This is a genomic window from Cupriavidus sp. 2TAF22 (genome assembly GCF_052115045.1).
GTDB lineage: Bacteria > Pseudomonadota > Gammaproteobacteria > Burkholderiales > Burkholderiaceae > Cupriavidus.
This window is the reverse complement of sequence record NZ_JBFRFX010000069.1, coordinates 1-24323: the sequence shown is the minus strand read 5'-3', so window position 1 is coordinate 24323 and position 24323 is coordinate 1. Positions and strand designations below refer to the sequence as shown.

Annotated in this window: 23 protein-coding genes and 3 pseudogenes; 12 read left to right on the top strand and 14 right to left on the bottom strand. The window is 62.1% G+C overall.

The window, feature by feature from the left end; genetic code table 11:
- Positions 1-291: 291 nt before the first annotated feature.
- The 4 genes from AB4Z48_RS38290 to AB4Z48_RS38275 all read right to left on the bottom strand — a co-directional run bounded on the left by AB4Z48_RS38290 (position 292) and on the right by AB4Z48_RS38275 (position 5336).
- Complete coding sequence (locus AB4Z48_RS38290; protein WP_441623759.1) at positions 292-1641, bottom strand: acetyl-CoA carboxylase biotin carboxylase subunit; 1350 nt, start codon at positions 1639-1641, stop codon at positions 292-294.
- A gap of 13 nt (positions 1642-1654) precedes the next feature.
- The gene (locus tag AB4Z48_RS38285; RefSeq protein WP_441623757.1) at positions 1655-3187 is read right to left on the bottom strand and encodes an acyl-CoA carboxylase subunit beta; all 1533 of its coding nucleotides are present in this window, start codon (positions 3185-3187) and stop codon (positions 1655-1657) included.
- Positions 3188-3207: 20 nt separating this feature from the next.
- Entirely contained in the window at positions 3208-4167 is a 960-nt protein-coding gene (locus AB4Z48_RS38280) for a Bug family tripartite tricarboxylate transporter substrate binding protein (RefSeq protein ID WP_441623755.1), read from the bottom strand.
- 131 nt (positions 4168-4298) lie between these two features.
- Complete coding sequence (locus AB4Z48_RS38275) at positions 4299-5336, bottom strand: FAS1-like dehydratase domain-containing protein (protein ID WP_441623754.1); 1038 nt, start codon at positions 5334-5336, stop codon at positions 4299-4301.
- A gap of 52 nt (positions 5337-5388) precedes the next feature.
- Here AB4Z48_RS38275 and AB4Z48_RS38270 point away from each other — a divergent pair, with 52 nt between their 5' ends.
- Positions 5389-5853, top strand: coding sequence for a MarR family winged helix-turn-helix transcriptional regulator (locus AB4Z48_RS38270; RefSeq protein WP_441623752.1), 465 nt, complete (start codon positions 5389-5391; stop codon positions 5851-5853).
- Positions 5854-5889: 36 nt separating this feature from the next.
- Here the strand turns inward: AB4Z48_RS38270 and AB4Z48_RS38265 are convergent, their stop codons facing one another.
- Genes AB4Z48_RS38265 through AB4Z48_RS38245 form a run of 5 tightly spaced genes read right to left on the bottom strand, consistent with a single transcriptional unit; the run spans position 5890 to position 10751 of the window.
- The gene (locus tag AB4Z48_RS38265; protein WP_441623750.1) at positions 5890-7470 is read right to left on the bottom strand and encodes an acyl-CoA carboxylase subunit beta; all 1581 of its coding nucleotides are present in this window, start codon (positions 7468-7470) and stop codon (positions 5890-5892) included.
- Between the two features lie 10 nt (positions 7471-7480).
- Positions 7481-7702 (bottom strand): biotin/lipoyl-binding carrier protein, encoded by a 222-nt coding sequence (locus AB4Z48_RS38260; RefSeq protein WP_441623749.1) that lies wholly within the window; start codon positions 7700-7702, stop codon positions 7481-7483.
- A 55-nt stretch (positions 7703-7757) separates the two neighbouring features.
- Positions 7758-8981 (bottom strand): CaiB/BaiF CoA transferase family protein, encoded by a 1224-nt coding sequence (locus AB4Z48_RS38255; RefSeq protein ID WP_441623747.1) that lies wholly within the window; start codon positions 8979-8981, stop codon positions 7758-7760.
- Positions 8982-9002: 21 nt separating this feature from the next.
- Entirely contained in the window at positions 9003-9998 is a 996-nt protein-coding gene (locus tag AB4Z48_RS38250; protein ID WP_441623745.1) for a Bug family tripartite tricarboxylate transporter substrate binding protein, read from the bottom strand.
- A gap of 39 nt (positions 9999-10037) precedes the next feature.
- Positions 10038-10751, bottom strand: coding sequence for a GntR family transcriptional regulator (locus AB4Z48_RS38245; protein ID WP_441623743.1), 714 nt, complete (start codon positions 10749-10751; stop codon positions 10038-10040).
- A gap of 351 nt (positions 10752-11102) precedes the next feature.
- On the opposite strand from AB4Z48_RS38245, the gene AB4Z48_RS38240 reads away from it, so the two are divergent.
- The 3 genes from AB4Z48_RS38240 (at position 11103) to AB4Z48_RS38230 (ending at position 12202) form a co-directional block, all read left to right on the top strand.
- Positions 11103-11447: a tyrosine-type recombinase/integrase gene (locus tag AB4Z48_RS38240; protein ID WP_441623742.1), complete on the top strand. Its 345-nt coding sequence runs from the start codon at positions 11103-11105 to the stop codon at positions 11445-11447.
- Between the two features lie 79 nt (positions 11448-11526).
- Positions 11527-11904, top strand: coding sequence for a type II toxin-antitoxin system RelE/ParE family toxin (locus AB4Z48_RS38235; RefSeq protein WP_441623740.1), 378 nt, complete (start codon positions 11527-11529; stop codon positions 11902-11904).
- The gene (locus AB4Z48_RS38230) at positions 11897-12202 is read left to right on the top strand and encodes a helix-turn-helix domain-containing protein (protein WP_441623738.1); all 306 of its coding nucleotides are present in this window, start codon (positions 11897-11899) and stop codon (positions 12200-12202) included. The genes AB4Z48_RS38235 and AB4Z48_RS38230 overlap by 8 nt, the downstream gene beginning before the upstream one ends.
- A 923-nt stretch (positions 12203-13125) precedes the next feature.
- Here AB4Z48_RS38230 and AB4Z48_RS38225 read toward each other — a convergent pair.
- Together AB4Z48_RS38225 and AB4Z48_RS38220 are read right to left on the bottom strand one after the other, a co-directional pair.
- Positions 13126-13599: a ProQ/FinO family protein gene (locus AB4Z48_RS38225; RefSeq protein WP_441623737.1), complete on the bottom strand. Its 474-nt coding sequence runs from the start codon at positions 13597-13599 to the stop codon at positions 13126-13128.
- Between the two features lie 121 nt (positions 13600-13720).
- A pseudogene (locus AB4Z48_RS38220) lies at positions 13721-13930 on the bottom strand (tyrosine-type recombinase/integrase); the annotation flags it as partial.
- Between the two features lie 174 nt (positions 13931-14104).
- Between AB4Z48_RS38220 and AB4Z48_RS38215 the strand changes: the two are divergent.
- Complete coding sequence (locus tag AB4Z48_RS38215) at positions 14105-14452, top strand: hypothetical protein (RefSeq protein WP_441623735.1); 348 nt, start codon at positions 14105-14107, stop codon at positions 14450-14452.
- A 216-nt stretch (positions 14453-14668) separates the two neighbouring features.
- Here the strand turns inward: AB4Z48_RS38215 and AB4Z48_RS38210 are convergent.
- A pseudogene (locus tag AB4Z48_RS38210) lies at positions 14669-14972 on the bottom strand (tyrosine-type recombinase/integrase); the annotation flags it as partial.
- A gap of 30 nt (positions 14973-15002) precedes the next feature.
- Positions 15003-15149, bottom strand: coding sequence for a hypothetical protein (locus AB4Z48_RS38205; RefSeq protein WP_441623734.1), 147 nt, complete (start codon positions 15147-15149; stop codon positions 15003-15005).
- Between the two features lie 231 nt (positions 15150-15380).
- On the opposite strand from AB4Z48_RS38205, the gene AB4Z48_RS38200 reads away from it, so the two are divergent.
- The 4 genes from AB4Z48_RS38200 (at position 15381) to AB4Z48_RS38185 (ending at position 21052) form a co-directional block, all read left to right on the top strand.
- Positions 15381-16979, top strand: coding sequence for a SagB/ThcOx family dehydrogenase (locus AB4Z48_RS38200; RefSeq protein ID WP_441623732.1), 1599 nt, complete (start codon positions 15381-15383; stop codon positions 16977-16979).
- Between the two features lie 233 nt (positions 16980-17212).
- The gene (gene mgtA / locus AB4Z48_RS38195; RefSeq protein WP_441623730.1) at positions 17213-19786 is read left to right on the top strand and encodes a magnesium-translocating P-type ATPase; all 2574 of its coding nucleotides are present in this window, start codon (positions 17213-17215) and stop codon (positions 19784-19786) included.
- A gap of 114 nt (positions 19787-19900) precedes the next feature.
- Positions 19901-20218: a hypothetical protein gene (locus AB4Z48_RS38190; protein WP_441623728.1), complete on the top strand. Its 318-nt coding sequence runs from the start codon at positions 19901-19903 to the stop codon at positions 20216-20218.
- A 498-nt stretch (positions 20219-20716) separates the two neighbouring features.
- Positions 20717-21052: a hypothetical protein gene (locus AB4Z48_RS38185; RefSeq protein ID WP_441623727.1), complete on the top strand. Its 336-nt coding sequence runs from the start codon at positions 20717-20719 to the stop codon at positions 21050-21052.
- Positions 21053-21338: 286 nt separating this feature from the next.
- Here AB4Z48_RS38185 and AB4Z48_RS38180 read toward each other — a convergent pair.
- A pseudogene (locus AB4Z48_RS38180) lies at positions 21339-22192 on the bottom strand (tyrosine-type recombinase/integrase); the annotation flags it as partial.
- Between the two features lie 143 nt (positions 22193-22335).
- On the opposite strand from AB4Z48_RS38180, the gene AB4Z48_RS38175 reads away from it, so the two are divergent.
- The 3 genes from AB4Z48_RS38175 to AB4Z48_RS38165 all read left to right on the top strand — a co-directional run.
- Complete coding sequence (locus tag AB4Z48_RS38175; RefSeq protein ID WP_441623725.1) at positions 22336-23397, top strand: DNA-binding protein; 1062 nt, start codon at positions 22336-22338, stop codon at positions 23395-23397.
- A 195-nt stretch (positions 23398-23592) separates the two neighbouring features.
- Positions 23593-23853 carry an H-NS histone family protein gene (locus AB4Z48_RS38170; RefSeq protein ID WP_441623723.1) on the top strand — a complete coding sequence of 87 codons (261 nt, stop codon included), beginning with the start codon at positions 23593-23595 and terminating at the stop codon, positions 23851-23853.
- A 258-nt stretch (positions 23854-24111) separates the two neighbouring features.
- On the top strand, positions 24112-24323 hold a 212-nt coding region (locus tag AB4Z48_RS38165), incomplete at its 3' end, for a hypothetical protein (RefSeq protein ID WP_441623721.1).

The following is a 24323-nucleotide window of genomic DNA, read 5'->3' as shown; positions in this document are numbered from 1 at the left end:
CGGCGCCGTCTTGCGCTCGATCAGCGATAACAGTTCCTGTCTTTCTTTCTTCGCCAACTTCACTGGCGTTGCATGGCGGCCTCGACTCATCCCGCCATGATATCCGAGGCGATTATTTATTCAAGCTATTTACGGGATGTTGTACTAGCGGTGCCGGGGAGGCGCCAGAACGAATCGATGACGCCCTGAGGCGGCGCCGCTTCGTTGGAGTTTGACGCCGATGCCCCGGCGAAGGCGAGGCATTCACGGTCTGGGCGTTCCGCTCGAACTATGCCATTCTCAGCGCCACAATCAAGTCTTTTGCGATACGAGCAGATCGTTGATCAGACCGGTGTGCAGTTCGCCTGCGAGCCAGGGAGCGTAAGCCAGCATGCGCTGTAGCAACGGCAAGTTGGTTTTGACGCCAACAATGTCGGTTGCGGACAATGCCTCGCGTGCCAGCGCGATCGCTGCTTGCCGATCTGAAGCATGGACGATGATCTTGGCGATCATGGGGTCGTAGTAGGGACTGACCGTATTGCCTTCCGCATAGCCGGTCTCGACGCGAATTCCCGGGCCCGACGGCAGATGGAATACCTGCAGGGTGCCTGGCGAGGGGAAGAAGCGCACCGGATCCTCGGCGTAGATGCGCAGTTCGATAGCATGGCCCTCTACCCGAACCGGCGCGGACAGGACATCACGTAGATACTCCCCGGCGGCCAAGCGGATCTGGGCCTCGACCAGATCGATGCCGGTCACCGCTTCAGTCACAGCGTGCTCAACTTGCAGGCGGGTGTTCATCTCAAGAAAACTGTAGCTACCATCGCTGCCGCGCAGCATCTCGACCGTACCGATGACGTCGTAGCCCAGCTTGCCCAGCAGACGGGCCACCCGGTTGGCGATCTCGTCCGCTTCGCCGGGCGGCAGGGCCGGCGCACACGCTTCCTCGATGACTTTCTGGTGACGGCGCTGCACCGAGCAATCGCGCTCAAACAGATGGCGAGCGTTCCCGTGCCGGTCGGCCAGAATCTGGAATTCGATATGCCGTGGCCGTTCGAAGAGTTGCTCGAGATAGACATCGCCGTTGCCGAAGCTGCGTTGGGCCAAGGCCCGTGCGCGCGTCACCGCCTCGACCAGCGAGGTGGGGTCCTGCGCGGCGACCATGCCGATACCGCCGCCACCGCCGGCGGGCTTCACCAGCACCGGGTAGCCCACGGCTGCGCCGGCTGCTTCAATATCTCGGGGATCTTCGCCGACCACTTCAGAGGACCGGCACATTGGCATGCCATGCTCGGCCATCAGCGTACGCGCCCGCGTCTTATGGCCCATGGCATCGATCCAGTGCGGGCTCGGGCCGATGAACGTCAGTCCGGCAGCCTCCACGCTTCTCGCAAAGCCTGCATTTTCGGACAGAAAGCCGTATCCGGGATGCACGGCATCGGCGCGCGAGCGGCGCATCACGTCGAACAGGGCGCCTTCGTTTAGATAGCTTTGCACTGCCGGCCCTGGGCCAATGCAGTAAGCTTCATCCGCCTGTTGGACGTAAGGAAAATCGCGGTCGGCTTCGGAGTAGACTACGACCGAGCGCAGCCCCATTCGTTGCAGGGTGCGCAGCACGCGGGCAGCCACGGCCCCCCGGTTGGCAATCAGTACGGTTCGCATGGATTGGTCTCCTTTAGTAGCTGGTGGGCCAGGTGCGCATGAGGTGCTGACCCACGCCTCCAGTGAGCCGCAGCCGGTGTACTTCGAGCAAGCGCGACAGCGTTTGGCGCGTATCGACCGGGTTAATGACCATGTGCGCCGAGTAAGCTGCGCCCATGTCCCAGGCGGAGGTGTCGCTCTCCATCTGGCGCAGGAGGGTGGCGTAGAGTTCGGGGTCATCTTCTTGCTTCACGCCATGCACGATAGTGACGCCAGAACGCGGGTCCATGAAATTGACTTCGGCGGATACCCAGGCAATCAACTCGTCGGCATTACCGGCGCCGCCCATGTTGAGCACGGCCTGACCATACGATTTGCGCATAATGATGGCAATCTTCGGCACAGTGACCAGCGAGAGGGCATTCATCCAGTTCATCACCCTGCCGACGGCGCCGCGGCGCTCGCCTTCGATGCCGATCAGGAATCCCGGCTGGTCAGTCATGAAGACCAACGGAATATTGAACGAATCGCACAGCACCATGAAGCTGGTTGCCTTGTTGCACGCGTCGACATCGATAGCGCCGCCTTTGGCGATCGGATTATTGGCGATGACCCCCACACTTCGACCGTCGATGCGGGCCAGTGCCGTCACCACCGACTTGCCGTAGCGGGCCTTCAGTTCGAACATGCTGCCCTTGTCGACGATCAGCGGAATGATCTTGCGCACGTCGTAGACCCGAGTGCGGGACTCGGGAACGATGTCGAGGATGCGATGCGCTTCATTGCCAGAGCCTGCGGGCACCGGGTGCACCGGGGGGGCTTCGTTGTGGTGGCTGGGCAGGTAGGACAGAAAGCGTTTGACCGCATCCAGAGCCTCTTCATCTGTATCGGCTGCCATGTCCACAAGGCCCGATACGCCAGTCAGCATCTCCCATCCGCCCAAAGCCTCAGGATCGACTTCCTCGCCGATCGCCATTGAGGTGAGCTTGACACTGGACACGGCCATGACGGCGCCCTTGCGCATGACCGAAAAATCCGCCAACGCTGCATACCAGCTTGATGAGCCATAACAATGTCCGAGCACGGCGGAGGCCCACGGGGTCTCACGAGTGCGCAGGTATTGCGTTGGACGGTCGCCTGAGCCAATGCCGCGTGCGCCCATGGTATCGGGCATGCGAGCGCCAGTGGACTCGCCGAGAAAGACCATTGGCAGGCCGCGCCGGGTCGCCATGGATTTCATATGCGCGATCTTGTTGCCATTGACAGTGCTGCTCGACGCGCCAAGCACCGTGAAATCATTCGAAACCAGGGCGACGTCGCGGCCATCCAGGCGCGCGTAACCAGCGATCTTGCCATCGGCGGGGGATCGGTCGCGGACCTCGGGCCGGTACGATGTGGCAAGCAGGCCAGATTCCAGGAAGCTGCCCGCGTCCACCAGGTAATCAATGCGCTCGCGTGCGTTCATGACGCCTGCGGCTTTGCGGTGTGCAAGCTTTTCCTGGCCACCCATCTGCCGGGCGCGCGCCTCGCGTTGTGAGAGTTCGTCGATCAGCGATTCGAATGCCATTCCTGTGTCTCCCCTGTTGCTCATCGTTTGAAAAGTGCCGGGTTTGCTGCGACGAACCGGCTGGCGGAGGCGCCTTCGGTGACCAGCAGTGCGGCCAGTTCCGCCGGAGTCGACGCCTCAAGCTGGTAGCCCTCGCTGGTCAGTTGCCTGTTGATCGCGGGATCCTCGACAAACTGCCGGGACAGGGCAGCCATGCGCGAGATAATCCGCTCCGGCGTTCCAGCGGGAGCGAATACGCCGTACCAGTTCGAGAAAACCGCGTCAGACATGCCGCTCTCCTTCAGAGTCGGCACATCGGGGAACGCCGCGCTGCGCGTTGCCGAACTGACCGCAAGCGGCCGCAGCTTGCTACCGCGCACGAATGGGGCCAGTACCGGTACGTTGGCAATCACCATATCCACCTGCCCACCTATGGCATCGCCGGAGGCCTGCGCGCCCCCCTTGTAAGGAACATGGTTAAGGCGGATCTTCGAGCCTGAGTTGAGCAACCCTACCTGCAGTACTAGCGAGGCGCTGGAGATCGAGTAGCGCTCGGGATTGCCGCGGGCCAGCGTGATCATGTCCGTGATACTTGACGCCGCAAAATTGTTGTTTGCGGCGATCAGGCACGGCACGCGGGTCAGCAGGCTTACCGGCGCCAGTTCCTTCTGTGGGTCGAATGTCGGAACGGGGCCGGTAAACCGGTTGGTAGCCAGGCCGTCGATGCCGATCAGGAATGTATAGCCGTCCGGCTCGGCCTTGGCGACTAGCTCGCTGCCGATGTTGGTTGAGGCGCCCGGGCGGTTCTCCACCACCACGGCCTGCGCGAGCTTCTTGCGCAGGAACTCCGCATACTCGCGTGCCAGCCTGTCATTGGTTCCGCCTGGCGCGTATGGCACGACAAGACGAATAGGCTTCGCTGGCCAGTCCTGCGCGGCTACGTGTCCCGTTACCAGGCTGGCAACGATCAGTGCTGCAAGTCCCCACAATCGCATCCTCATGTTGGTGTCTCCCAGGTGGTGAAAGCCAGCGTAGAAATGGCGTCACATAATGTCAAGTTACTTTACTAATGCAGCGTGCTACCTCCGTGTGTGTCGTCCTGCGGCACCACGCTCCGGGCCGCGAAAGATCTTTACATCAACCGATGCAAAATGGTCTGTCGCTCGTGAACCAGAAGCTGGCCGGCTGTCGTTTCGTAACGGTTCTCTGTATCGAAGACCAGCATGCGCTCTCCGCGACGGCCTGTCCTGCACCGCACGCCGGCCAGCCGACTGCTTGCCTGAACAATGTCACCCGGCCTCGCCAGAGCGTGAATGCAAGCGGTGGTGCCACCATTGAGCAACCCTTGGGGCGCCAGGCTGAAGCGTTTGGCAAACGTGCGGCCGACCTCGCATACCGCTTCGCGTCCCAATGCGCCTGGCTCCGTGTCGAGTTCATGCGCACCTGCCGGCCAGGACATCGCGTGCACCGGAAACAGGGCGGGAGCGACCAGGCCGCCGTGGACGCTGCTGCGCGCGGCGTGGGGATCGTGGTGATACGCGGGCAAGCCCATCACTGCTTCGGCGAATAGGCGCAAGCGGCCGGCTTCCACTGGGTTGAAGGAAACAATATGCTCGATCTCCGTGCCGATGTGGCGTCGGATCGATGCCGGCACATTTTCGTCGACGCCTTGCGATGCAATGCCCATTTGCAGTGGCTCGCGCGGCTCGATATAAAGCGTCGGAAGCGTTTGCGGTTTGTCAGCGTTGCTGACGGGCAGCAGAACCGTGGCAGTGCCTTCGGTGGTCGCGCTTCCAGTATCCACGTTGAACAGGTGCAGGTCGAGATGCACCGCAGTCACCCTTGCCTGGTGCTCCACAGCGCGAACCTTTCCTTCGCCGCGCAGCCGCTGGCCGACCAGGTCGGGACTACGGAAGCGGCAGGCAAGCCGCCACAGCCAGCTGTGTTCTCCATAAGCGCTTGTGGCGAGTTGCGCAAGGAACTGCTGCTTCAGCGCGCCGTTGATGACCGTGTCGGGAAGGTCTGCAACGTCCCGGGCATAGGCCCGGTCATAATGGATCTTGTCCCAGTTTTCCTGGGCGGCGCACCAGCGGACGATGTGGCTCGATGTGAGCGCGCCCTTATCGAGCGTCGGTAGGGCGGTACCGGGGCGAGAATATTCTGCGGACATTCTGTCAACCTGCTTTACCATGTGCACGCGTCAATCGGTTTCTGGAGATTCGATGATCGGTAACAAGCAACTCGCACGGTTGCAACGTTCGCGGCAACGTGGCTTGAGCCGATTGCTTCTGCTGGCGCGGCGCAACTTCCTCGCCCGCGTGTCGGCGTCACTCGAGGGCTCTGGCCTGCCGGCCGTGCCGGATGCCTGCGTGATGGTGCTGCCCTACATCGACCTGGACGGTACACGCAGTACCGTGATCGCCCAGCGCGCCGGTACCACGCGGCAGGCCGTCTCGCAGGTGGTGGCCACGCTTGAGCAACTGGGCCTGGTCAGAAAGCACGTCGACGAGGCGGATGCGCGCGCGTTGATCGTCGCCTTCACGCCCGCTGGACTGGACTACCTTGTGCAAATGCATGCCGTGATCGATCGGATTGAGCAGGAGATTGCGCAGAGCATTGGCAACCGCGAAATGGAAATCGTACGCCGCACACTGGAGCTGATGGCGTACGGCGGGCAGGACGGATGAGGCTGTTCCGGCCGCGCGCTGCACGCCATCGTTGCGCTAAGGCCGGACGCCAGGTTTCAGCTTCGGCCCAAGCGTGGTCTTCAAGGCAATTTGCGCCGCATCGATGAACCGGCTCAGGGTGTAGCGGGTTTCGCGCGGGTCGATGATGTCTTCCACGCCAAAGGCTTCCGCGGTGCGGTAGGGCGAAGCGAGCTGGCGCAGCCGGTGCTCGATCTCGCGTTCCTTGGCCGCTGGATCCGGCGCATCAGCGATCTCCCGGCGAAATGCCGCAGCCACACCACCTTCGATCGGCAGAGACCCCCATTCCGCAGTCGGCCATGCCAGCTTGAGTCCCAAGCCATTCTTGTCAGTCGCGGCCATGCCGGCCATGCCGTAACACTTGCGGATCACAACCGTGGCGATTGGCACAGTGGCCTGAAGACTCACGAAGACGCTGCGCATACCTTCCCGCAAGGTACCTTGCGCTTCGGCATCGCGGCCCACCATGAAGCCTGGCACATCCACCAGGAAGACCAGCGGGATATGGAAGGTGTCGCAGAGTTCGATGAAATGCGTTTGCTTGCGTGCAGCTTTGGCATCGATAGCGCCGCCATAGGCCATGGGGTTGCTGGCCACTACGCCTACCACCTTGCCGTTGAGCCGCGTCAGGCACGTGATCACGGCTTTGCCATAAGTGGGCTGAATCTCGAAGAGAGTGCCGCGGTCGAAGACCATGCGGATGATCTTGCGCATGTCATAGGCCTTGCGGCGATCGGTCGGCACGATCGTCGCGAGTGCCTCGTCCCGTCGGTCGACGGGATCGTCGCAGGCGGTGACAGGCGGGAGTTCCCACACATTCTGCGGCATGTACGACAGGTAGCGCCGGATCATCTCGAAGCAGTCCGCCTCGCTGTCGACGGCGTTGTCGACCGCTCCAGCCAGGTCGACGGCAATCTTTGCGCCCCCCAGCTCGTCCTTGGAAATTTCTTGGCCGAGCGAGCGCTTCACCACCGGTGGTCCGGCTGCGAAGATCTGGCTGGTGCCGTTGACCATGACCGACCAGTGCGAAAGGATGGCCCGCCCCGCCGGCCCGCCTGCCGCGGTTCCCAGCACGGCACATACCACGGGGACTTGGCCGAGCAGTGCCGCGGAGGTTTCAAAGCCATGAACTCCCGGGAAGACGGTATGGCCGCGCTTCTGCGCGGAGGTGACACTACCACCCACTCCATCGATGAGATTGACCAATGGAATCTTGTAGTGGAGGGCGAGTTCCTCCACGAATCCGCCCTGTCCGCCTTTCTTGCGGTCGCCGCTCCAGCTTGCGCCGCCCCTGACGGTGTAGTCCTCGCCGCCGATGGCGACCGGCCGGCCGTCCACCGTTGCCAGGCCCATCACATACGGCGCGGGCGTGACCTTGACCAGCACGCCGTTCTCGTCGTAGTGGCCCTGGCCAGTCAGCCGGCCGACCTCATGGAACGAGTTGGCATCCGCGAGCGCATCGATGCGCTCGCGCACGGTCAGCTTTCCGGCGGCATGATGCCGCTCGACGGCCTCGGAGCCGCCCAGCGCAAGGCTAAACTCGCGTCGCCGCTCGAGCTCGAGAAGGTCTTCCGAGGGAATTGTTTGACTCATGTCCATCGCCATCTCCTCAGGCCGGTTCGACCACGGCAAGTATTTGTCCCTCGGCGATGGATTCGCCCTCCTTGACCAGCACCTCGGAAACCTTACCTGCGTGCGTGGCTTCGACCGGGATCTCCATCTTCATGGATTCAATGATGAAGAGCACGTCGCCTTCATCCACGGTCTGCCCCGATGCGCATTCGCATTTCCACACCGAACCGACCACTTCAGATTTCACATTGACACTCATGAGTCCATCCTTTTCTTTCGGCAGAGAGAAAGTACAGAGGTTGGGAATTCCGGGATCAACGGGCCAGCTGCTCGTCGAAGATGACGCCCCGTGAGTGCAGGCCCGCCAGTGATTCCGCGCTCATGCCGAGCATGCGGCGCAGCACCGCTGCCGTGTCGGCGCCGGTGTCGCGGCCCAGCGTGTCCACATGGCCTGGCGTATCGGACAGGCGCGGCGTCACGTTCGGCACCGCCACCATGCCAAGCCGGTCATGGGGCCGGCGCGTGATGGTTTCACGAGCGCGGAAGTGCGGGTCGGCGAAGACATCGTCGATGTTGTAGATCTTCGCGTGCGGAATATCGTGTGCGGCCAGCAGGCGGTGAGCTTCCTCATAGCTGCGTGCGCCGACCCATTCCTGCACCAGGGCATCCACTTCATCGCTGTGCTGGCTGCGCAGCCGGTTGCTGACGTAGCGCGGGTCGTCTGCCAGCCCGGGAGCGCCAAGTGCGGTGCACAGGCGGCGGAAGATAGGATCGGCCAATGCTGCCACGTGGATGAAGCAGCCATCGGCTGACTGGTACAGGTTGTTAGGGCTGGAGCCTGGCAGGCGCGATCCGGCACGCTCCGCGACCACCCCGAGCTGGTCGTAGGCCATCACATGGGGTTCCATAAAGCTGAACGCGCATTCCGCCAAGGCGGTGTCTACGATCTGGCCCTTGCCGGTGCGGTGCCGAGCCTCCAGTGCAAGCATGCCGCCGAAAGCGCCATACAGTCCGGTGACGTAGTCCGACAGGGAGGTGGCCACGCGTGCCGGCGGCCGGTCCGGATCGCCCGTGATGGAACGGAGCCCGCTGAGGGCTTCGCCGATGACGCCGTAGCCTGGTTGCCGGCTGTACGGGCCATCCTGGCCGTAGCCACTGATGCGGATCATAATGAGGCCGGGATTGGACGCGCTCAGCGCCTCGTAAGACAGGCCCCAGCGCTCCAGCGTGCCGGGCCGGAAGTTCTCGATGACGAAGTCTGCCTTGTCCACCAGCTGGCGCAGCAGCGATTGCCCCTCCTCGTTGCGCAGGTCAACCGAGATCAGTTCCTTGTTGCGGAACATCGACAGGGCGTAAAGCGAAACGCCGTCCTTGTGGCTGCCCATCGAGCGCAGGGCATCACCGTCAGGCGTTTCTACCTTGATGACACTGGCACCGAAATCCGCCAGCAGCCTGCCGCAGAATGGGCCGGCGACGGTGGATCCCAGTTCAATCACCGTGTAGCCGGAGAGGGGCTTGAGGCTTGCATCACGTTGCATGTCGGGACTCTCTGGAGCGCATCACTGGGGGGCGGTTACGTTGGCGGTCCTGACGACATCGCGCCACAACGCCACCTCCTTGTGCAGCATGTCGCGGAATCCCGCAACGCTACCGCCGCTCAGGTCGAGGCCACCGGCGGACTGCAGCCGCTGCCGTAACTCCGGGGAGGATTTGAGCAAGTCGTTGAATTCGCGGTTGACTCGCGCCACAATCTCCGGCGGCATGTCTTTCGGACCCATAAGGCCGAAGAACAGGCTGCCGTCGTAACCTTGCAGGCCGGCTTCTGCGAATGTCGGGACGTCTGGCGCAAGTGGGGAACGTGCCTGGCTTGAAATGGCGAGCGCACGGACGCGCTTGGCCTGGATGTTCGGCGCAGCGAGCAGGATGGTATCGGTCACCATATCAATCTCGCCGCCGAGTAGCGCGGCAATTGCCTGCGCGTTGCCCCGGTACGGCACGTGCGTGTACGACGTGCCGGTGAGCGTCGCCATATACTCGGTGGTGAGGTGGGTGGAGCCTCCTACGCCGGACGAGCCATAGTTGACTTTCTTCGGATGGCTACGCGCATAAGCGAGGAATTCCGCCAGGGATTTGGCGGGAAAGCCGTTGTTCACCAACAGGACGGTTGGCAGGCGGCCAATCAGCACGATGGGCGTGAGGTCCTTCTCAATATTGAACGAAAGCTTGGGGTAGACCGCCGGGTTGACGGCAATGGCACTGGAAACTGTCAGCAGGGTGTAGCCATCGGGTGCAGCGCGCGCGACCGCTTCAGCGGCTAAGCTGCCGCCTACTCCGGTCTTGTTTTCCACCACGATCGACTGGCCGAGTCGCTCCGAGAGGTGCTGCGCCACTACGCGCGCCACAATGTCCGTCGCACTGCCTGCGGAAAAGCCGACATACATCTTGATGGGGCGGCTCGGGTACTTGTCTTGCGCATGTGCCGGCGCGGGGGAAAGGGCCAGCCCGGCGAGCGCCAGAGCGGCTGCGCCTACGGCGCGATGGACGAACGACAGCATCGGGCAGGTCTCCTTTTCATTTTTATGGTCTTCTAGTGGTCAAACAATAAACTTGCGGTATTTGCTGAGATACTCCGCGGCTTCGCGCAGGCTTTGCCGGCGAATCGCCTCAGCTTTCTCTGCGTCGCGCTCCCGAAGCGCGGCCAGCACTGCCCTGTGGTGGGCCAAGCCCAGCTTGGCTCGGCCAGGCAGCACGATGGCGCGGCGAATCACCGCCTGCGTGCGCTCCATAATGGAATCCAGCATGCCTTGGATAATGGGATTCCCGGCGTTCTTGACGACGCGCTGCCGGAAGCGGTCGTAGCCATCCAGGTAGAAGTCGAAGTCGCCATTGTCCAGCGCGGTTTCCATCGGGGCGCCGAACAGTTCAATCAGGTCGTCCCATTCGCCAGGGGGAGCGAGTTGCGCGGCGAGCCGTACGCTCATGCCTTCGAGCGCCTCACGCGCACAGTAGATCTGCAGGATCTGTTCGAAGCTGATGCGGGTTACGATCGCCCCCCGGTTTGGAATCCTCTCAACCAGCCCGTGCTGTTCCAGCGCAGCAAACGCCTCGCGGATGCGCGGGCGCGTCGTGCCAAATTCCTGCGCCAGCTCTTGCTCAACCAGTTTCGTTCCCGGCAATAGATCGTGCCGTGCGATGCGCGCGCGCAGCTCCGCCGCGACGTCTATCGGGGAGGTTGCCTTTGCCGGGCCTCGGTCGGCTTTCTGGCCCGGTTCTTCCTGCTTACGGATGGTTCTTGCTGCCACGCTCATTAGTGCTCACCTCGTTATGTTGGATCAACTATAGGTCGCCACTCTGGAACAGTAAACCAATTTGTAATCTAGTTTGTAATCCAACTTGGTTACATAGCAGGATGCGCGGTGGGAAGAGCCTTTCTACGTGTTGGGCGCCAAGTGTTGCCGATCATTAATTCCGGCGGACCTTTGCGAAGCTTGACCGTTACGCACGGCATCCAGCGCAACCACGCACTGACGTGGACAGCGCTCGCTCCGCGGTGCGTACCTTTTGCCGAAGAAGAATGCAATTAATCGCCAGGATTTCTGACCCAACCTTAAACTGGGGTTTGGCAACACGGGGCCACCTGCCAGCGGAGCGCTGCGCGAATGTTCCGAGGGGGTGCCTGCACCGAAGTCCAACGGACCCGTATCCTGCTTCGTGTGGGTTTGCTCCACGGTCACCTGTTCCGGCACATCACGGCCACGCAGATGCTGGAGAACGGGGCGGACCTGCGCTTCATCCAGGCGATGCTGGGGCATGCGGAGCTGTCGACCACGCAGATCTATACCCACGTGGCGATCCGGCAATTGCAGCAGGTGCATGCGACGACGCATCCGGGTGTCAGCCGGCGGCGTGAGGCGGATGGCGAGGGCGGTGAGAGTGCCGGTCTTGATCAGCCCGATGTCGAAGCGGTGCTGTGGGCGGCGTTGGCCGACGAGCGCGACGATTAGGATCCCCGCGTGCCCCGGGTTGCTTGCCGGATTCTATCCATGGTACTCAGTGCTATATTTAGCTAAATAAGACTAGGGCGTGCATGCGACTCTTTACCACCCGGCTGTTCGACAGTGGGCAGCCAAAGAAGGGGTGACCGATGCTGTGTTGCGCGTGGCAGTCGCGGAAATGGCACAGGGCCTCGTGGAGGCGGATCTCGGTGGCCACGTGTACAAGAAGCGGGTGGGGTTGCCGGGTCGCGGAAAGCGCGGCGGTGCCCGCACCCTGCTGGCATTCCGGATTGGGGACCGGGCGGTCTTCCTCTACGGTTACGCCAAGAATGAGCGGGACAACATTGACGCGCAGGAACTCAAGGCGCTGAAGCGGTTGGCCGCCGAGGTGCTGGGTTGGACTGAGGCCCAGTTGGACGTGGCCCTGGCGCAGGGCAAACTGATCGAGGTGGTGAACCATGGCTAGCAAATTGTTGAAGACCCTGAATGAGACCGCGCGGGACTTCGCGGACGTTGGGCTCATCGATGCCCAGACCATGCGCGAGTTCGACGCGCTGTGCCTGCCGCCGGTGCGGGACTACACGGCCGACGAGATCAAGGCGCTGCGGCTGCGCACGCGTGCCAGCCAGGCTGTGTTCGCGGCCTACCTGAACACCAGCCCGACGACCGTCCAGAAATGGGAGCAGGGACAGAAGCACCCGAGTGGCCCGTCGTTGAAACTGTTGAACCTGGTTGAGCGCAAGGGCCTGGAGGCCCTCGCCTGAGCCGCTGACAGCGGGATGATCGGCGGGGCAGGCCACCGTCATCATTGAAGCCCTACCTCCCTACCCACCACCATCCCTCTCCCTGGCGCATTGCGAGGCCGTGCTCGCCAATTGATCTGAAGCGCCGCCTCCCTTCATTCCTTAGCTGCCTACCCCTAAAAACGCACATCGGGGCCGTTTGCGCCAAACGGCCCGGAACTGCCATGTGTCGCTGCCTGCAAAGCCCTGCGACATAACGCGGGGAGTGGCCAAACGCAGGGGGGAAATGCGTCAGGAAAGGCCACGTACTGGGTCGAGCCATCGAAGTAGCGCCAGGCTTGCTAGTGCAGTTCCGGTTGGAGGCAGCAGGCATTCCGGTCACCGGCCTGTGCACGCACACCGCGCCGCAAGGGCGCGATCAGCCCAGTGCTCGCGGCGCTTAGAATTCGGCGGATTTCATGCTGATGTCATGCGAAAACTTGAGCGAAGTGATGCGCGTCTACCGTAAAGCGCCGAATGAGCATTGGAACTGCTTCGCCACGCTGCAAATGCGCGCCGTTTGCGGATGAGTCACACGGTTCGTCCCCAAGCCGGTCGCCCACGAGTGAAGGGCTGGAACCGGAAGTCGGGCGCAACGACTCTTGGCCCCGTGGGTGCCTGGCGCTTAGGCTGGGCAGAGCTGGATCTCAACAGTTTATTCAGACATAGCCTTATGAATCCCGGGGATCCATCTCATCGAGGCTACGGGCGTGCTTCGGCTAACGTGACACCCATTAGTCGGCCAAAGAAGATCCGCTGACGCGGACCCCAGCCCCGACGCTCTGATCGGCGACGGCCTTGCATCGAACCAAGCAGCTCCGCGAGCGGTCATCAATTATCGTGGTGGCGCTTGGTCGGCGCACGAACCCCGCGCCAACGGCTCGGCACCCTCATCACAGATCAGATCAGTTGGGCTTCGGCGTGGTCGCGGGGCGAGATAACGCTCGCGCCGCACGCTGTGCTTGCAGTCCCTGCGCCCGGGTCGCATCGGCCGGTGCAACGTGTCCCGCTGCCTGCCCCGTCAAATCTAAGCGCGCGGCACCTTCCACCAGGCAGGTCCAGTAGCGCGTGCCGCGGCACCAGGTGCGGATTGCATCGCGCAACACCGACTCCGTCAGGCCAAGTTCCTGCACGTGCGGGACGAGATCCTCAAAGATGCCGATCTTGAGCGGCACCTTGGGCGCAGGATTCTTCGGAAAGGTTTGCGGGAACCGTTTCTGCAATTTCACGATGGCTTGCAGCACCGGATCGACGGGCTTAATGGGTTTTGCTGGGCGGGCCGAAGCCTTCGGGGGGGCGCGACGCGCCTTGGCCGGTGGCGCGGCCTTGGCTTGCTTTGCCAGTTGTTCCTTCAGTGCCGCCAGTTGTTCGAAGCCCATCGCGCCCAGCCATTAAATACGAGCTGAGATTGTAGCAGTCCCTCGCAATTCGCCGTGCCACCCACGCCGCCGCGCGGCATTGGCCAAGCCGGGCGTCCTGGTCAAGGCGAGCGAGCACCCGTCATCCTTCGCGCGTCCAGCCGATCTGGTGCCGTTCCTGTGTGGCCTGATGGCGGACATCGTCCTCCGTATGCAGGTAGGCACTGGTGGTCGATATGGAAGCGTGTCCGAAATTGTCCCTCACAAACCGCAGGTCCACTTGCTGGTCGGTCATGTGCGACCCCGCGGTATGGCGCAACCAGTGCGCCGATGCGCTGGCCAGCACCGCGGCGCTCCGCACCACGTCCGGATCGCGACATGTTAGCCAGTCATCCCTTTCCGGCCGCGGCACCCTCACAAATCATCCGATTCCGTGCCCAGGGCATGGAATCGCCTTATCGGTGGGTGCATGATTAGAGAGACTATTCAGCATTGACGGGCTGCAACGCACTCCGATCATCCTCCTATGAGATCCCGATCACTATCACCCAGATGGAGTCGTTTCTATATCCTGGATGCGGAGAACCGGCCTGTCCAGGTGTTGGACCAGGACGAGTGGTCGCGCTGGATGGCTGAAAACGAACTGATCTTCCGCCGCACACTGATGGAAGACTGCGGCGTCGTGGTCACTACCCGTTTCCGCGGGGTGTCCGAGCCAGCACCTAAGGACACACCGCTGTTCGTGACTCGTGTTGTTGGGAAGGTGGCGGAAGAAAACGAGAGCTACGGAGCCTGCACGCTTGAAGAGGCGCTGGAGCAACATGAACTGCTAGTGCAGAAACTCATTCGCGCATTGCGCGCCGCTCATCGCTAGATTGAGCCAGGATTTGAGCCGGCGCGAAGGTGTTCGGAATCCATCTCCGCTTGCCTCAAGGCATTCCTGCCGCCCATGGCAAAACGGCGCACCTGAGCGGTACGCCGTTGGAAAATTCACAATCTCGTTGGAAATTCCGCGTCATGAAACGGGATGTTTTCCATAAGTTCTTGCCCCCGGCGGAAATAAGAGGAAGGGCCAGCAGGGGGGCTAGCCCTAACGTGTCCACCCAATCCGGTGGTGTTCCTGCGTGGCCTCATGGCGCGCATCGTCCTCCGTATGCAGATAAGCGCTGGTCGTGGCGATGGAAGCATGCCAGAAATTGTCCCGCACAAAGCGCAGGTCGACCTGCTGGTCCGTCATATGCGACCCCGCCGTGTGGCGCAACCAGTGCGCCGACGCGCTGGCCAGTACCGCGGCCCGGCTTTCCCACTCGGGGCCGCGCGCGCAGGCGCTCGGCAGCCATCCCGAACACCTCCTTCAGCACCAGGTGCAGCGCGCCGCGTGACAAGGGTTTTTCCTTGCCGATGATCGGCTGCTTCGACGCGAACTAGCTCAAATCTGCAATCTGCTTGTTTTGCGGATCGAATTGACCGGGTTGCTCAGTCTTGCGACCTTCATCTGGTTGTTCACTCTGGCGCTTTCTCGATGTTGTCGAGCGCTTTTTCGGGGCCAGAGGTACGGGGGCGTACTTCATGAGTGCCTTGTCGTTGCTTATGGTCTGCTGTTAGTTTAAGAATACGCTTTTGCGACTAGATTCCCAACAAGGGTTACTCAACTGGTGGGCGCCCGACCAACTCCCTGCCAGTTGCGCCCACTGCCGAGGAAATGGCCCTCCCTGTACTTCGATGCGCTCACTTATCGCCGCGACGCCAGGTGGCCGAGAAGGATCCATAATACGAAATCAGCATTCCTGGGCTGAAGGCACATGAGCCGATTAACGCAGGTGTTGCTTGAATATCACGAACGCAGCAAGCATCGTATCAACCGCTACGCTCCCGGCCCCGGAGGGCTCGACTGGGCAACCCAGCCAGACCCGTTCCGGGCGTTTCAAGGCACACCGCGGATTGCTCTGCCATTGGTCGCGGACACATTGGCCGCACGCTACAACGAGCTGCGCTGCGGCACTCTGCCTCCCGCGCAAAGATTCAGTCTTCGTACCGTGGCAATCCTGTTTGAACTTTCACTCGGCCTGTCAGCGTGCAAATCCTCCGGTGCTCAGCGATGGTCACTGCGCTGCAATCCTTCGAGCGGGAATCTGCATCCGACCGAGGGCTATCTTTTGTGTCCGGCTCTGCCTGGCTTGGCTGGCGGGGTCTACCATTACCTGAGCCGCGACCATGTACTTGAGCATCGCGCTGAAGTGGATGATCCTCGATGGACCGAGGCGTTTGCAGGCGGCGGTATCCTGGTCGGCATCAGCTCGATTCACTGGCGCGAGGCGTGGAAATACGGAATGCGCGCATGGCGCTACTGCCAGCATGACTGCGGCCATGCTATCGCGGCAGTGAGTTACGCCGCGGCAGCTCTCGGCTGGCAGACGCGGCTGGTGGAGGCGGCTGCGGATGACGCGCTGGCCGCATTGCTTGGATTGAACCGCCGCGAGGATTTTGGACCGGCCGAACCAGAGGTGCCGGATGCCCTGCTTTGGATCGGGAATCTTGAAGCACAGCCGGACCCTGGGTGCCTGCAGGCTGCTTTGGATAAGGCGCACTGGTACGGATACGCGAATCAACTAAGCACGGGACATGAGAGTTGGCCGGACATCGATTCGATCCATCGCGCCACGCACAAGTCTCGTACTCGCGAACCGAGCTCGCTAGATCCGGAGCCGCAACTGTGGTCCGCGACGCCCGCCCTTGATCTGAGCTTTGCCCGAATCGCTCGGCAGCGCCGCAGCGCTGTGAGTTTCGATGGTACGACGCGCATCACCGCCGCGGCTTTTTTCGCCATGCTGGCATGCCTGTTGGTACGTAGCGATGCGCCACCGTGGAATACGCTGATGTCTCCAGTCGCGGTGCATCCGGCGCTATTGGTGCACCGCGTAGACGATCTGGAGCCGGGCCTGTATGTGCTAGTGAGACATTCCGGGGCGCTGCCTAGCCTCAAGCAGGCTATGCGCCCAGAATGGCTGTGGCAAAAGACTGGACCGGTCCATCTGCCGCTCTATTTTCTGCTGCCTTACGATTTACGCGCGGTGGCAAAGTTGATCTGTTGTCACCAGGACATCGCCGCCGATTCCTGCTTTGCGCTGGGAATGCTCGCAAATTTCGAAATCGCCCTGAAGCAACCATGGCGATATCGCCATCTTTTCTGGGAATGCGGCATCCTTGGCCAGGCGCTCTATCTTGAAGCCGAAGCATCCGGAGCGCGCGCTACGGGAATTGGCTGTTTTTTCGATGATGAAATGCACGCCATGCTGGGAATCAAGGATCACGCTTGGCAAAGCCTGTATCACTTTACCGTCGGGGGCGCCGTGGTCGATCAGCGCTTGTCTACATTTGCACCGTATGAGGTTCAGCCTTGATTCGAAAGTGCTACGTTCCAATTCGTGGGACAGGCACCTTGGCAAACTGAAAGCACCGCCGTCCAGGCAGCGAGCACGGTGGTATCCGCTATGGGAGCGTTGCACAAATGGCGAGCAACGCTACAACTTATACCACTACAAGTGGAGCCTCTAACGTCTCTCTTTGGAGGTACCGCGATGACAGAATGGCAAACTAGTGCTAATCCGCGACGCGCCGACCGGGGGGTACTGAAATGCAGGTAGATCCGAAGCTTCGCCCCTGGTGGCTTGATACGCTCACGGCCGGGACGGCGGACCTCGCCGCAGCCGCCACGGGCTTGTCAGGTGCGCAAGCCCAAGCCCGGCTCGCCAAATACGGACCAAACGTGTTCCGCGAGCGGCGGGGACAATCGCTGCTGCTGCAGTACTTCACCCGCTTCAAGAATCCGCTTGTCATCATCCTCCTCGTCGCCAGCGCGGTGTCCGCATTTACCGGGGAGCTCACAAATTTTCTTATCATCAGCCTTATCGTTCTGCTGAGCGTCACTCTGGATTTTGTCCAGGAGTACCGGGCCAACGCGGCAGCGGATAAGCTGCGGCAATCGGTTTCCGTACGGGCAAACGTAATGCGTGATGGCGAATCGCTGGAGATCCCGTTGACCCAGGTGGTGCCAGGCGACCTCGTATTGCTTTCAGCAGGGGATTTGATTCCGGCGGACGGACGAGTGCTGGAAGCATGCGACTTCTTCGTTAAGCAGGCGCTGCTCACCGGCGAATCTTACCCGGTGGAAAAGCGCCCAGGCGTCCTGTCCGATGGTGCCGTGGAACTTCAGGAGGCGACTAATGCAGTGTTCATGGGCACATCGGTGATCAGCGGCAGTGCCCGGATACTTGTGATCAAGACGGGAGTCGCCACTGCTATCGGGGAAATCGCCGACAGCATTTCGCGCCAGCCACCACCGACGTCGTTCGAACTAGGTGCCCGCCGCTTCGGCATGTTGATCATGCGGCTGACCATCCTGATGGTCATGTTTGTCCTGCTCGTGAACACCTTGTTTCACAAGCCCTGGCTAGAGTCCTTCCTGTTCGCAGTGGCCCTGGCTGTCGGTTTGACGCCGGAACTGCTACCCATGGTGGTATCGGTCACCTTGTCGCGGGGTGCGCTGCGCATGGCCGCGCGGCACATGATCGTGAAGCGTCTGGCAGCCATTCAGGACTTGGGTTCAATGGATGTCTTGTGCACAGACAAGACGGGCACGTTGACCGAAGCGAAGATCCATATGGAACGGCATGTGGATGCGGATGGCCGTCCCTGCCAACGGGTACTGGAACTGGCCTATCTCAATAGCTTCTTCGAAACTGGATTGAAGAGCCCGCTTGACGAAGCCATTCTCGACCACCAGCATATTGCAGTCGGAAACTGGAAAAAAATCGACGAGATACCGTTCGACTTCGAGCGTCGCTGCGTCTCGGTGCTCCTGGATAACGGCGAGACACGCTGGCTGGTGGTGAAAGGCGCATCCGAAGAGATCGTGGGGCTCTGCACGCATTACGAAGCAGAAGATACCGCATGCCAGCGGCCCATAGACGAATCTGCCCTGGCCGGCATTCAAAACCAGTACCGCGCGCTGGAAAAAGAAGGTTTGCGGGTGCTGGGCATCGCCTGGCGCCAGGTGCGGCCTGATCATCCTCATGCCGTTGTGGGCGACGAAAAAGAGCTTATCCTGGCCGGGTTCGCCGCTTTCCTGGATCCCCCCAAGGAGAGCGCCGCGTCCGCCCTGGCCGCGCTCAAGAACTCCGGCGTCGCGATCAAGATCGTTACTGGTGATAGCGACCTGGTAACGCAACATGTCTGCACCCAGTTGAACATTCCGATCACGGGGCTCCTGACTGGCAAGGAGATTGCCCAGATGGATGACCATGCTCTGCGCGCCCGAGCGGAAACCGCGAATCTGTTCTGCCGAGTCAGTCCGGCGCAAAAGGACCGCGTGATCCTTGCGCTCAAGGCCCGCGGCCATGTCGTGGGCTATCTGGGCGATGGCATTAACGACGCGCCGTCCCTAAACTCCGCAGATGTCGGCTTGTCGGTGGACTCGGCCGTCGACGTTGCAAAGGAGGCGGCGGATATGATTCTCCTGAAACATGACCTGCATGTAGTCCACGCGGGCGTTCTGGAGGGACGACGTACCTTTGGCAATATCATGAAGTACATCATGATGGGGACCAGTTCTAACTTCGGCAACATGTTCAGCATGGCCGGCGCCTCGTTGTTCCTGCCTTTCCTACCGATGCTGCCGACACAGATCCTGCTCAACAACATACTCTACGACATATCGGAAGTCCCAATTCCACTCGACGAAGTGGACGCCGTGGAAATTGTTGCCCCCCATGTGCTGGACTTGAATTTCATCCGCGACTTCATGCTGGTGATCGGCCCGATCAGCTCGCTTTTCGATTTTCTGACCTTCTACATCTTGATGGCCGTTTTGCAGGCGAACGAGCGGCAGTTTCAGACCGGCTGGTTCATTGAGTCGCTATGCACCCAGGTGCTGGTGATTTTTGTAATCCGCACTCGTGGCAATCCCCTCAAGAGCCATGCCCATCCTCTGTTGACGGCAACGTCGCTAGCGGTTGTGACCGTCGCGGTAGCGTTGCCGTTTACACCAATGGGATCGCACTTCGGATTTGTGCCACCACCTGTGCGCTTCTATTTCATTCTCGGTGCCATGGTGGTTGCATACCTGTTTCTCGTCGAGTTGGCCAAGCAGGGCTTCTATCGATGGTCAGCGGCGGCGAGGCGTCCGCGCAGATCTGCCACCTTGGTTTAGTCCGCTAGCCCGCGGGGTCAAGAGCAGTAGTTCGGCGCCCCTTGCGGGGCTTCCGGTGGTGGTGCGGTATTGCGCGTACACTCAAAATACAGGGACCATCATCGGAGGTACATCATGATCCATCACAACGATGAGCCTACTTTCCGTGGACTGCCATTGACCGCCGGACAAGACTCGGAAGTCCGGCACTACATAAAGAAGAAGACTCAGTTGGGTGATCCATGGGACACATCGGAACTGGCGGCGATGCTCGAAGACATGCTGCTGCCACCCGGCACGGAGGACGACAACCAGGGCGACTCCGCCATGGATACGCAGGCCGCCGCAGAGCGCGCCGCCACGTTCGTCAATCAGTCCATGGAGCCGATCGAGGCCTATGAGGAATGGAAGGCCGCCATGGAAATCGAGAGCATGAAGGGAAACAAGTGTTGATGCGCAACCGACCACGGAGCCGGTAGCAGCGGCCGACGAGCGCAGACGATCTCTTCTGAACCATCCGACACGCCCGGCGGCGGTCACTGGCCGCCTGGTGTTGTTGATGCTTTTACTCAACCTTGAACCGCCGTTTATGCGCGGTTTTACACCGCCGTCAACACCATCGAGACTCTGCTATTGCAAATGATCGATGACGAGGGCGGACCGCTCATCTGGCCACGCATCAGCGAGACCGAACGGAAGGCCTTCGATACCACTTCTCGGAAGCTCTATCGCTTCCTCCTGCGGGTTCAAGAACCGTAGTCACGTCAAGAAAACGACCCACAGATTTCCCCGACCAACCTTTATATCTAATCGCCGCCTTACGGCGTCGGGCCAAGAAAATTCCGCGTTTGCTCGCGGCAGACGCTGCCGTATAGTTGGTCAGGCAACAAGGGCCAACAGCGCCAGGGTAATCGCTCCTGACGTTTTTCTGATAGGGAGCGAGGAATCTATATGACGCACGCGCAGCAATCCGGACAATGGCAGGCCGCCGTCTGCTCGCTACTTAGCAAGCAACTGGGTCAGGATGCCGAGGAATATGTCGTGGAGGCCTTTGTCAAGAAGGGAGTTGCTATTGCGGGGATTCGCCGCAAGCGTGATGGTCATTGGCATAGGCACACGATCGGGCACGCCGTTGCTGACAAAGCCCAGCAGGAGGCTTCCATCGAATTGGCGTTTGAGGCGCTGCATAAAGCACTGCAAGCCGACAAAGGGGCCATGCGCAATTGGGTTACCCAAGCGCAATTGGGCGATCTTGTCGGCAAAAAGATGACGGAGACACACGTCTGAGCCCCGGGGCACCCGTGAGCGTGTCCGTACTGGGCTTGCAGGCCATGCAGGGTGCGGCTGGCGCTTGCCGGCCGCTTGTCATGTGTACCGAGCATGTCCAACAGCTCGGGGGTGCAAGTCCCCTATCCAACCTGATGGTGGTGAAGGATTAGCGAAGCGCAAGGGCGTCACCGCGAGGTGGGGTCTGAAGGAAGCGTGGAGCAAAGCCACGACCTGACGAACAGAAACCGGATGTGAGGCCTACCCGGCTGGACGAGCGAGCATGTGATCGCAAAGTCCATAGCCAGCGCAGGCGCTCGGCGGCCATCCCGAACACCTCCTTCAGTACCAGATGCAGCGCGCCGCGCGACAAGGGCTTTTCCTTGCCGATGATCGGCAGCACGATGGGGCGCGCCTCGCCCGGCAACGGCATCGGTGGCAGGCCGTACGCGTCGCGATAGCGCGCCAGTTCCACGATCAGTTCGTCCGTGGCGGGCACCAGCCGCGTCTTGTTGCCCTTGCCATAGAAGCGATCTGCAACAACAGCACCGTAAAGAGCCAGCGGCAGCGCGCCGCGTGCAGCCGCTCGCGCTCGGTGGCGGTGCCGTTCGCACCCGGCATCGCCTCGATCGTATCCCTGACCACCTGCCACAGCGCGTGGCTGAGGTAGCGCGTGACCCGCGGCTTGGACTGGTCGCGCCGGCTGCGTGGCCAGGGACAGCGGGTTGCCGGCGAGGTAGCCAGCGTCCACCAGCTAGGTGAACAGCGTATTGAGGATCACCATCGCATGCCGCGCGCTGGCCCGGGGAGAGCGAGCCGGCAAACGACCGCCAGTCCGGTGCGCCATACACGAGCTTCTTGCGCGACGTCATGACCCAGCGCCAGGCGGGTTGCGGATCGCCGAGGAAGCGCTCGTACCGCAGCACGTCCTCATGGGTGAGCGACGAAAGCAGCTTGCCCTGCTGCAGGACGGCCCACAGCAGCAAGCGCTCGACCTCGCGCCGATCGGTCCGCCGGGTGGCGGGGGGTGTCGGTATAGCGCGCCAGCCAGGCGGTGACGGCGGCCAGATCGTCGGTGGCCGAAATCTGCGAGATAGCGCGCGGCGGGCAGGCGCAGGCGCTCGGTGAAGGTGGCCAGCAGGGCGGCGAGGGGGCTTCCATGGATGAGGCGGTTGTCACTGAGTGGATGCGGCCATAACTCTAGACAGAAGCGTCGTTATGTCTAACTTAAGATACAAAAAGTTATATATGAAACGTATTACGTAGTAATATTTGTGAAATTCCTACGGGGTTTTCGCCTAGCCGTGACCGCCAGCCCTCCCGATAGTCCCGCTCGCCCGCCGGTCGACGCCGCTGCCGAGGCCACCCTCGCCGCCGAGGTGGCCGCCCTGCGCACCCAATTCCCCGAGACCCGCGCGCTCTACCGCGAGGTCTGCGGACTGCTCTTTTTCCGCTACGGCATCACCCCCACCGCCAACAAGCTCTATCAACTGGTGCGCAAGGGCAGCATGGGCACGCCGACCGAGGTGCTGGCGCAGTTCTGGACCGACCTGCGCGACAAGATGCGCGTGACCATTGACCACCCCGGGCTGCCGGACGCGCTCAAGGCGATCGCCGCCCATGCCGTGCAATCGATCTGGCAGGCCGCCAACGAGGCGGCCACCGGCGAGCTGGCCGCCTTGCGGGCCGAGGCACGGCTGCAGGCCAGCGAAGCCGAGGCCCAGCGCGACCACGCGCGCGCCGCGGTGGTGGTGGCCGAGCAGGAGACCGCCGCCGTCCAGGCCGACTTCGATGCCGCCCAGCAGGCGCGCGCGGCGCTCCAGGGCGAACTGGAGGCCGCGCGCCAGGCCCTCGCGGCCGCCCAGGCGCGTCAGGAGGAAGGCACGCGTCAGCTCGCAGCGCTGGAGCGGCAACTGCAGGCGCTACGTACCCAATTCTCGACCGAGCTGGAGCACACCCGCGAGCAGGTTGCCGTCGCCCAGGAGCGGGCCAGCGCCACCGAACGCCGCGCGCTGCGCGAGATCGACCAGGAACGCACGCTGCGCCAGAAGGGCGAGCAGGCGGCGGCGGACCTGCGCACCGACTTGGCGGCCGGGCAGGCGAGGGCGCAAGCCGCCGCCGTGGCCGGTGCCGAGGCGCGGGCGCGCTTGCAGGCCGAGCGCGACACGCTCGACCGGCAACTGGCGCAGGCCCAGCACGCGCTCGGACAAGGGCAGGCGGCACAAGACGCGCTGCGGGCCGAACTGGACGCGGCGCTGCGGCGGGCCGAGCGCGCCCAGGCGGAGGCCGTTGCGGCGCGCCATCTGGCGCCGGCCCGACGTCGGGCGCCGGCGATCAAAACCAAGTTCAGGCCGGGGCCGGCTTGAGGGTGGGGCGCCGAAAGGGGTCGGATGGCATTTATCCACCGCGCAAGGGGGACAAGCCTGTGGACAAGCCGCGCGGGGGCCGAGTGCCGACGGCGTCAACGGATTTGATTAAAATTTAAGCAAAGAGAGCGGGACACGCCTTCCCGGTGGCGCCACGCCGGATCGCTCGCCCCCCTAGATCTGTTCACCAACATTATGTCGATCGAAATCGAGCGCGCCGAAGCGATTACCTGGATCCGCATCCAGATGGCCCAGCACGGCCTCACCCTGGCCCAGCTGCAGGCGGCCGGCTGTTTTACGGAGCCGCCACTGGCGACGTTGCCCGGCGCGGTGCGCTATCGCAACGCGCACGGACAGGGCTGGGATGGCCACGGCGCCATGCCGGACTGGCTGCAGCGGGCGGTCAACGCCGGGCAGAGCGTGGAGCATTTCCGGATAACCGCGACGAAGCCATAGCCGACCACCGTCGCAGCGCCGGGGGCATCTTTCCGCGCGAAATCTGGCACTCACGCGGTGGTCGCGCCGGCCCGTGCCCCAGCCGCGGCGGCGCCGACCATGCCCGTTCCCGTTTTCTACACCCCGCGCCATCTGGCGAGCAGGCGGCCATGGACGCCCGCGGAATCGGCGACGAACGCAGGACAATCACTGCGCTGTTCGCCCACGTGACCGGCTCAACGGCGTTGGGTTTGAGTCGCCCGCTAACGTAGGCGGGGCTTGGGAGAGATCTCTTTCGAGTGCGAACCACGAAGTCAAAACCCGGCGCGTGCCGTCCTGAACCTGCCAGGCGAAAACCAACAGAGCAACACCGGAGTCTTTGCTATCACGCGACACGCTGGGCCGCCCATCGGCGAGCGGGACGCCGAGCGTCAGCCCCACGCGGCCACGCAGGCGCGCAAGGAAAAGGCAAGCGTCGGATCGATGTACTC

Coding starts and splice junctions, on each gene's coding strand:
- AB4Z48_RS38190 (WP_441623728.1), top strand. CDS start 19,901: ATGATCCATCACAACGATGAGCCTACTTTCCGTGGACTGCCATTGACC.
- AB4Z48_RS38275 (WP_441623754.1), bottom strand. CDS start 5,336: ATGTCCGCAGAATATTCTCGCCCCGGTACCGCCCTACCGACGCTCGAT.
- AB4Z48_RS38250 (WP_441623745.1), bottom strand. CDS start 9,998: ATGCTGTCGTTCGTCCATCGCGCCGTAGGCGCAGCCGCTCTGGCGCTC.
- AB4Z48_RS38255 (WP_441623747.1), bottom strand. CDS start 8,981: ATGCAACGTGATGCAAGCCTCAAGCCCCTCTCCGGCTACACGGTGATT.
- AB4Z48_RS38260 (WP_441623749.1), bottom strand. CDS start 7,702: ATGAGTGTCAATGTGAAATCTGAAGTGGTCGGTTCGGTGTGGAAATGC.
- AB4Z48_RS38205 (WP_441623734.1), bottom strand. CDS start 15,149: ATGAAGTACGCCCCCGTACCTCTGGCCCCGAAAAAGCGCTCGACAACA.
- AB4Z48_RS38215 (WP_441623735.1), top strand. CDS start 14,105: ATGAGATCCCGATCACTATCACCCAGATGGAGTCGTTTCTATATCCTG.
- AB4Z48_RS38240 (WP_441623742.1), top strand. CDS start 11,103: ATGTTCCGAGGGGGTGCCTGCACCGAAGTCCAACGGACCCGTATCCTG.
- AB4Z48_RS38225 (WP_441623737.1), bottom strand. CDS start 13,599: ATGGGCTTCGAACAACTGGCGGCACTGAAGGAACAACTGGCAAAGCAA.
- AB4Z48_RS38270 (WP_441623752.1), top strand. CDS start 5,389: ATGATCGGTAACAAGCAACTCGCACGGTTGCAACGTTCGCGGCAACGT.
- AB4Z48_RS38290 (WP_441623759.1), bottom strand. CDS start 1,641: ATGCGAACCGTACTGATTGCCAACCGGGGGGCCGTGGCTGCCCGCGTG.
- AB4Z48_RS38185 (WP_441623727.1), top strand. CDS start 20,717: ATGACGCACGCGCAGCAATCCGGACAATGGCAGGCCGCCGTCTGCTCG.
- AB4Z48_RS38285 (WP_441623757.1), bottom strand. CDS start 3,187: ATGGCATTCGAATCGCTGATCGACGAACTCTCACAACGCGAGGCGCGC.
- AB4Z48_RS38200 (WP_441623732.1), top strand. CDS start 15,381: ATGAGCCGATTAACGCAGGTGTTGCTTGAATATCACGAACGCAGCAAG.
- AB4Z48_RS38280 (WP_441623755.1), bottom strand. CDS start 4,167: ATGAGGATGCGATTGTGGGGACTTGCAGCACTGATCGTTGCCAGCCTG.
- mgtA (WP_441623730.1), top strand. CDS start 17,213: ATGCAGGTAGATCCGAAGCTTCGCCCCTGGTGGCTTGATACGCTCACG.
- AB4Z48_RS38230 (WP_441623738.1), top strand. CDS start 11,897: ATGGCTAGCAAATTGTTGAAGACCCTGAATGAGACCGCGCGGGACTTC.
- AB4Z48_RS38170 (WP_441623723.1), top strand. CDS start 23,593: ATGTCGATCGAAATCGAGCGCGCCGAAGCGATTACCTGGATCCGCATC.
- AB4Z48_RS38245 (WP_441623743.1), bottom strand. CDS start 10,751: ATGAGCGTGGCAGCAAGAACCATCCGTAAGCAGGAAGAACCGGGCCAG.
- AB4Z48_RS38265 (WP_441623750.1), bottom strand. CDS start 7,470: ATGGACATGAGTCAAACAATTCCCTCGGAAGACCTTCTCGAGCTCGAG.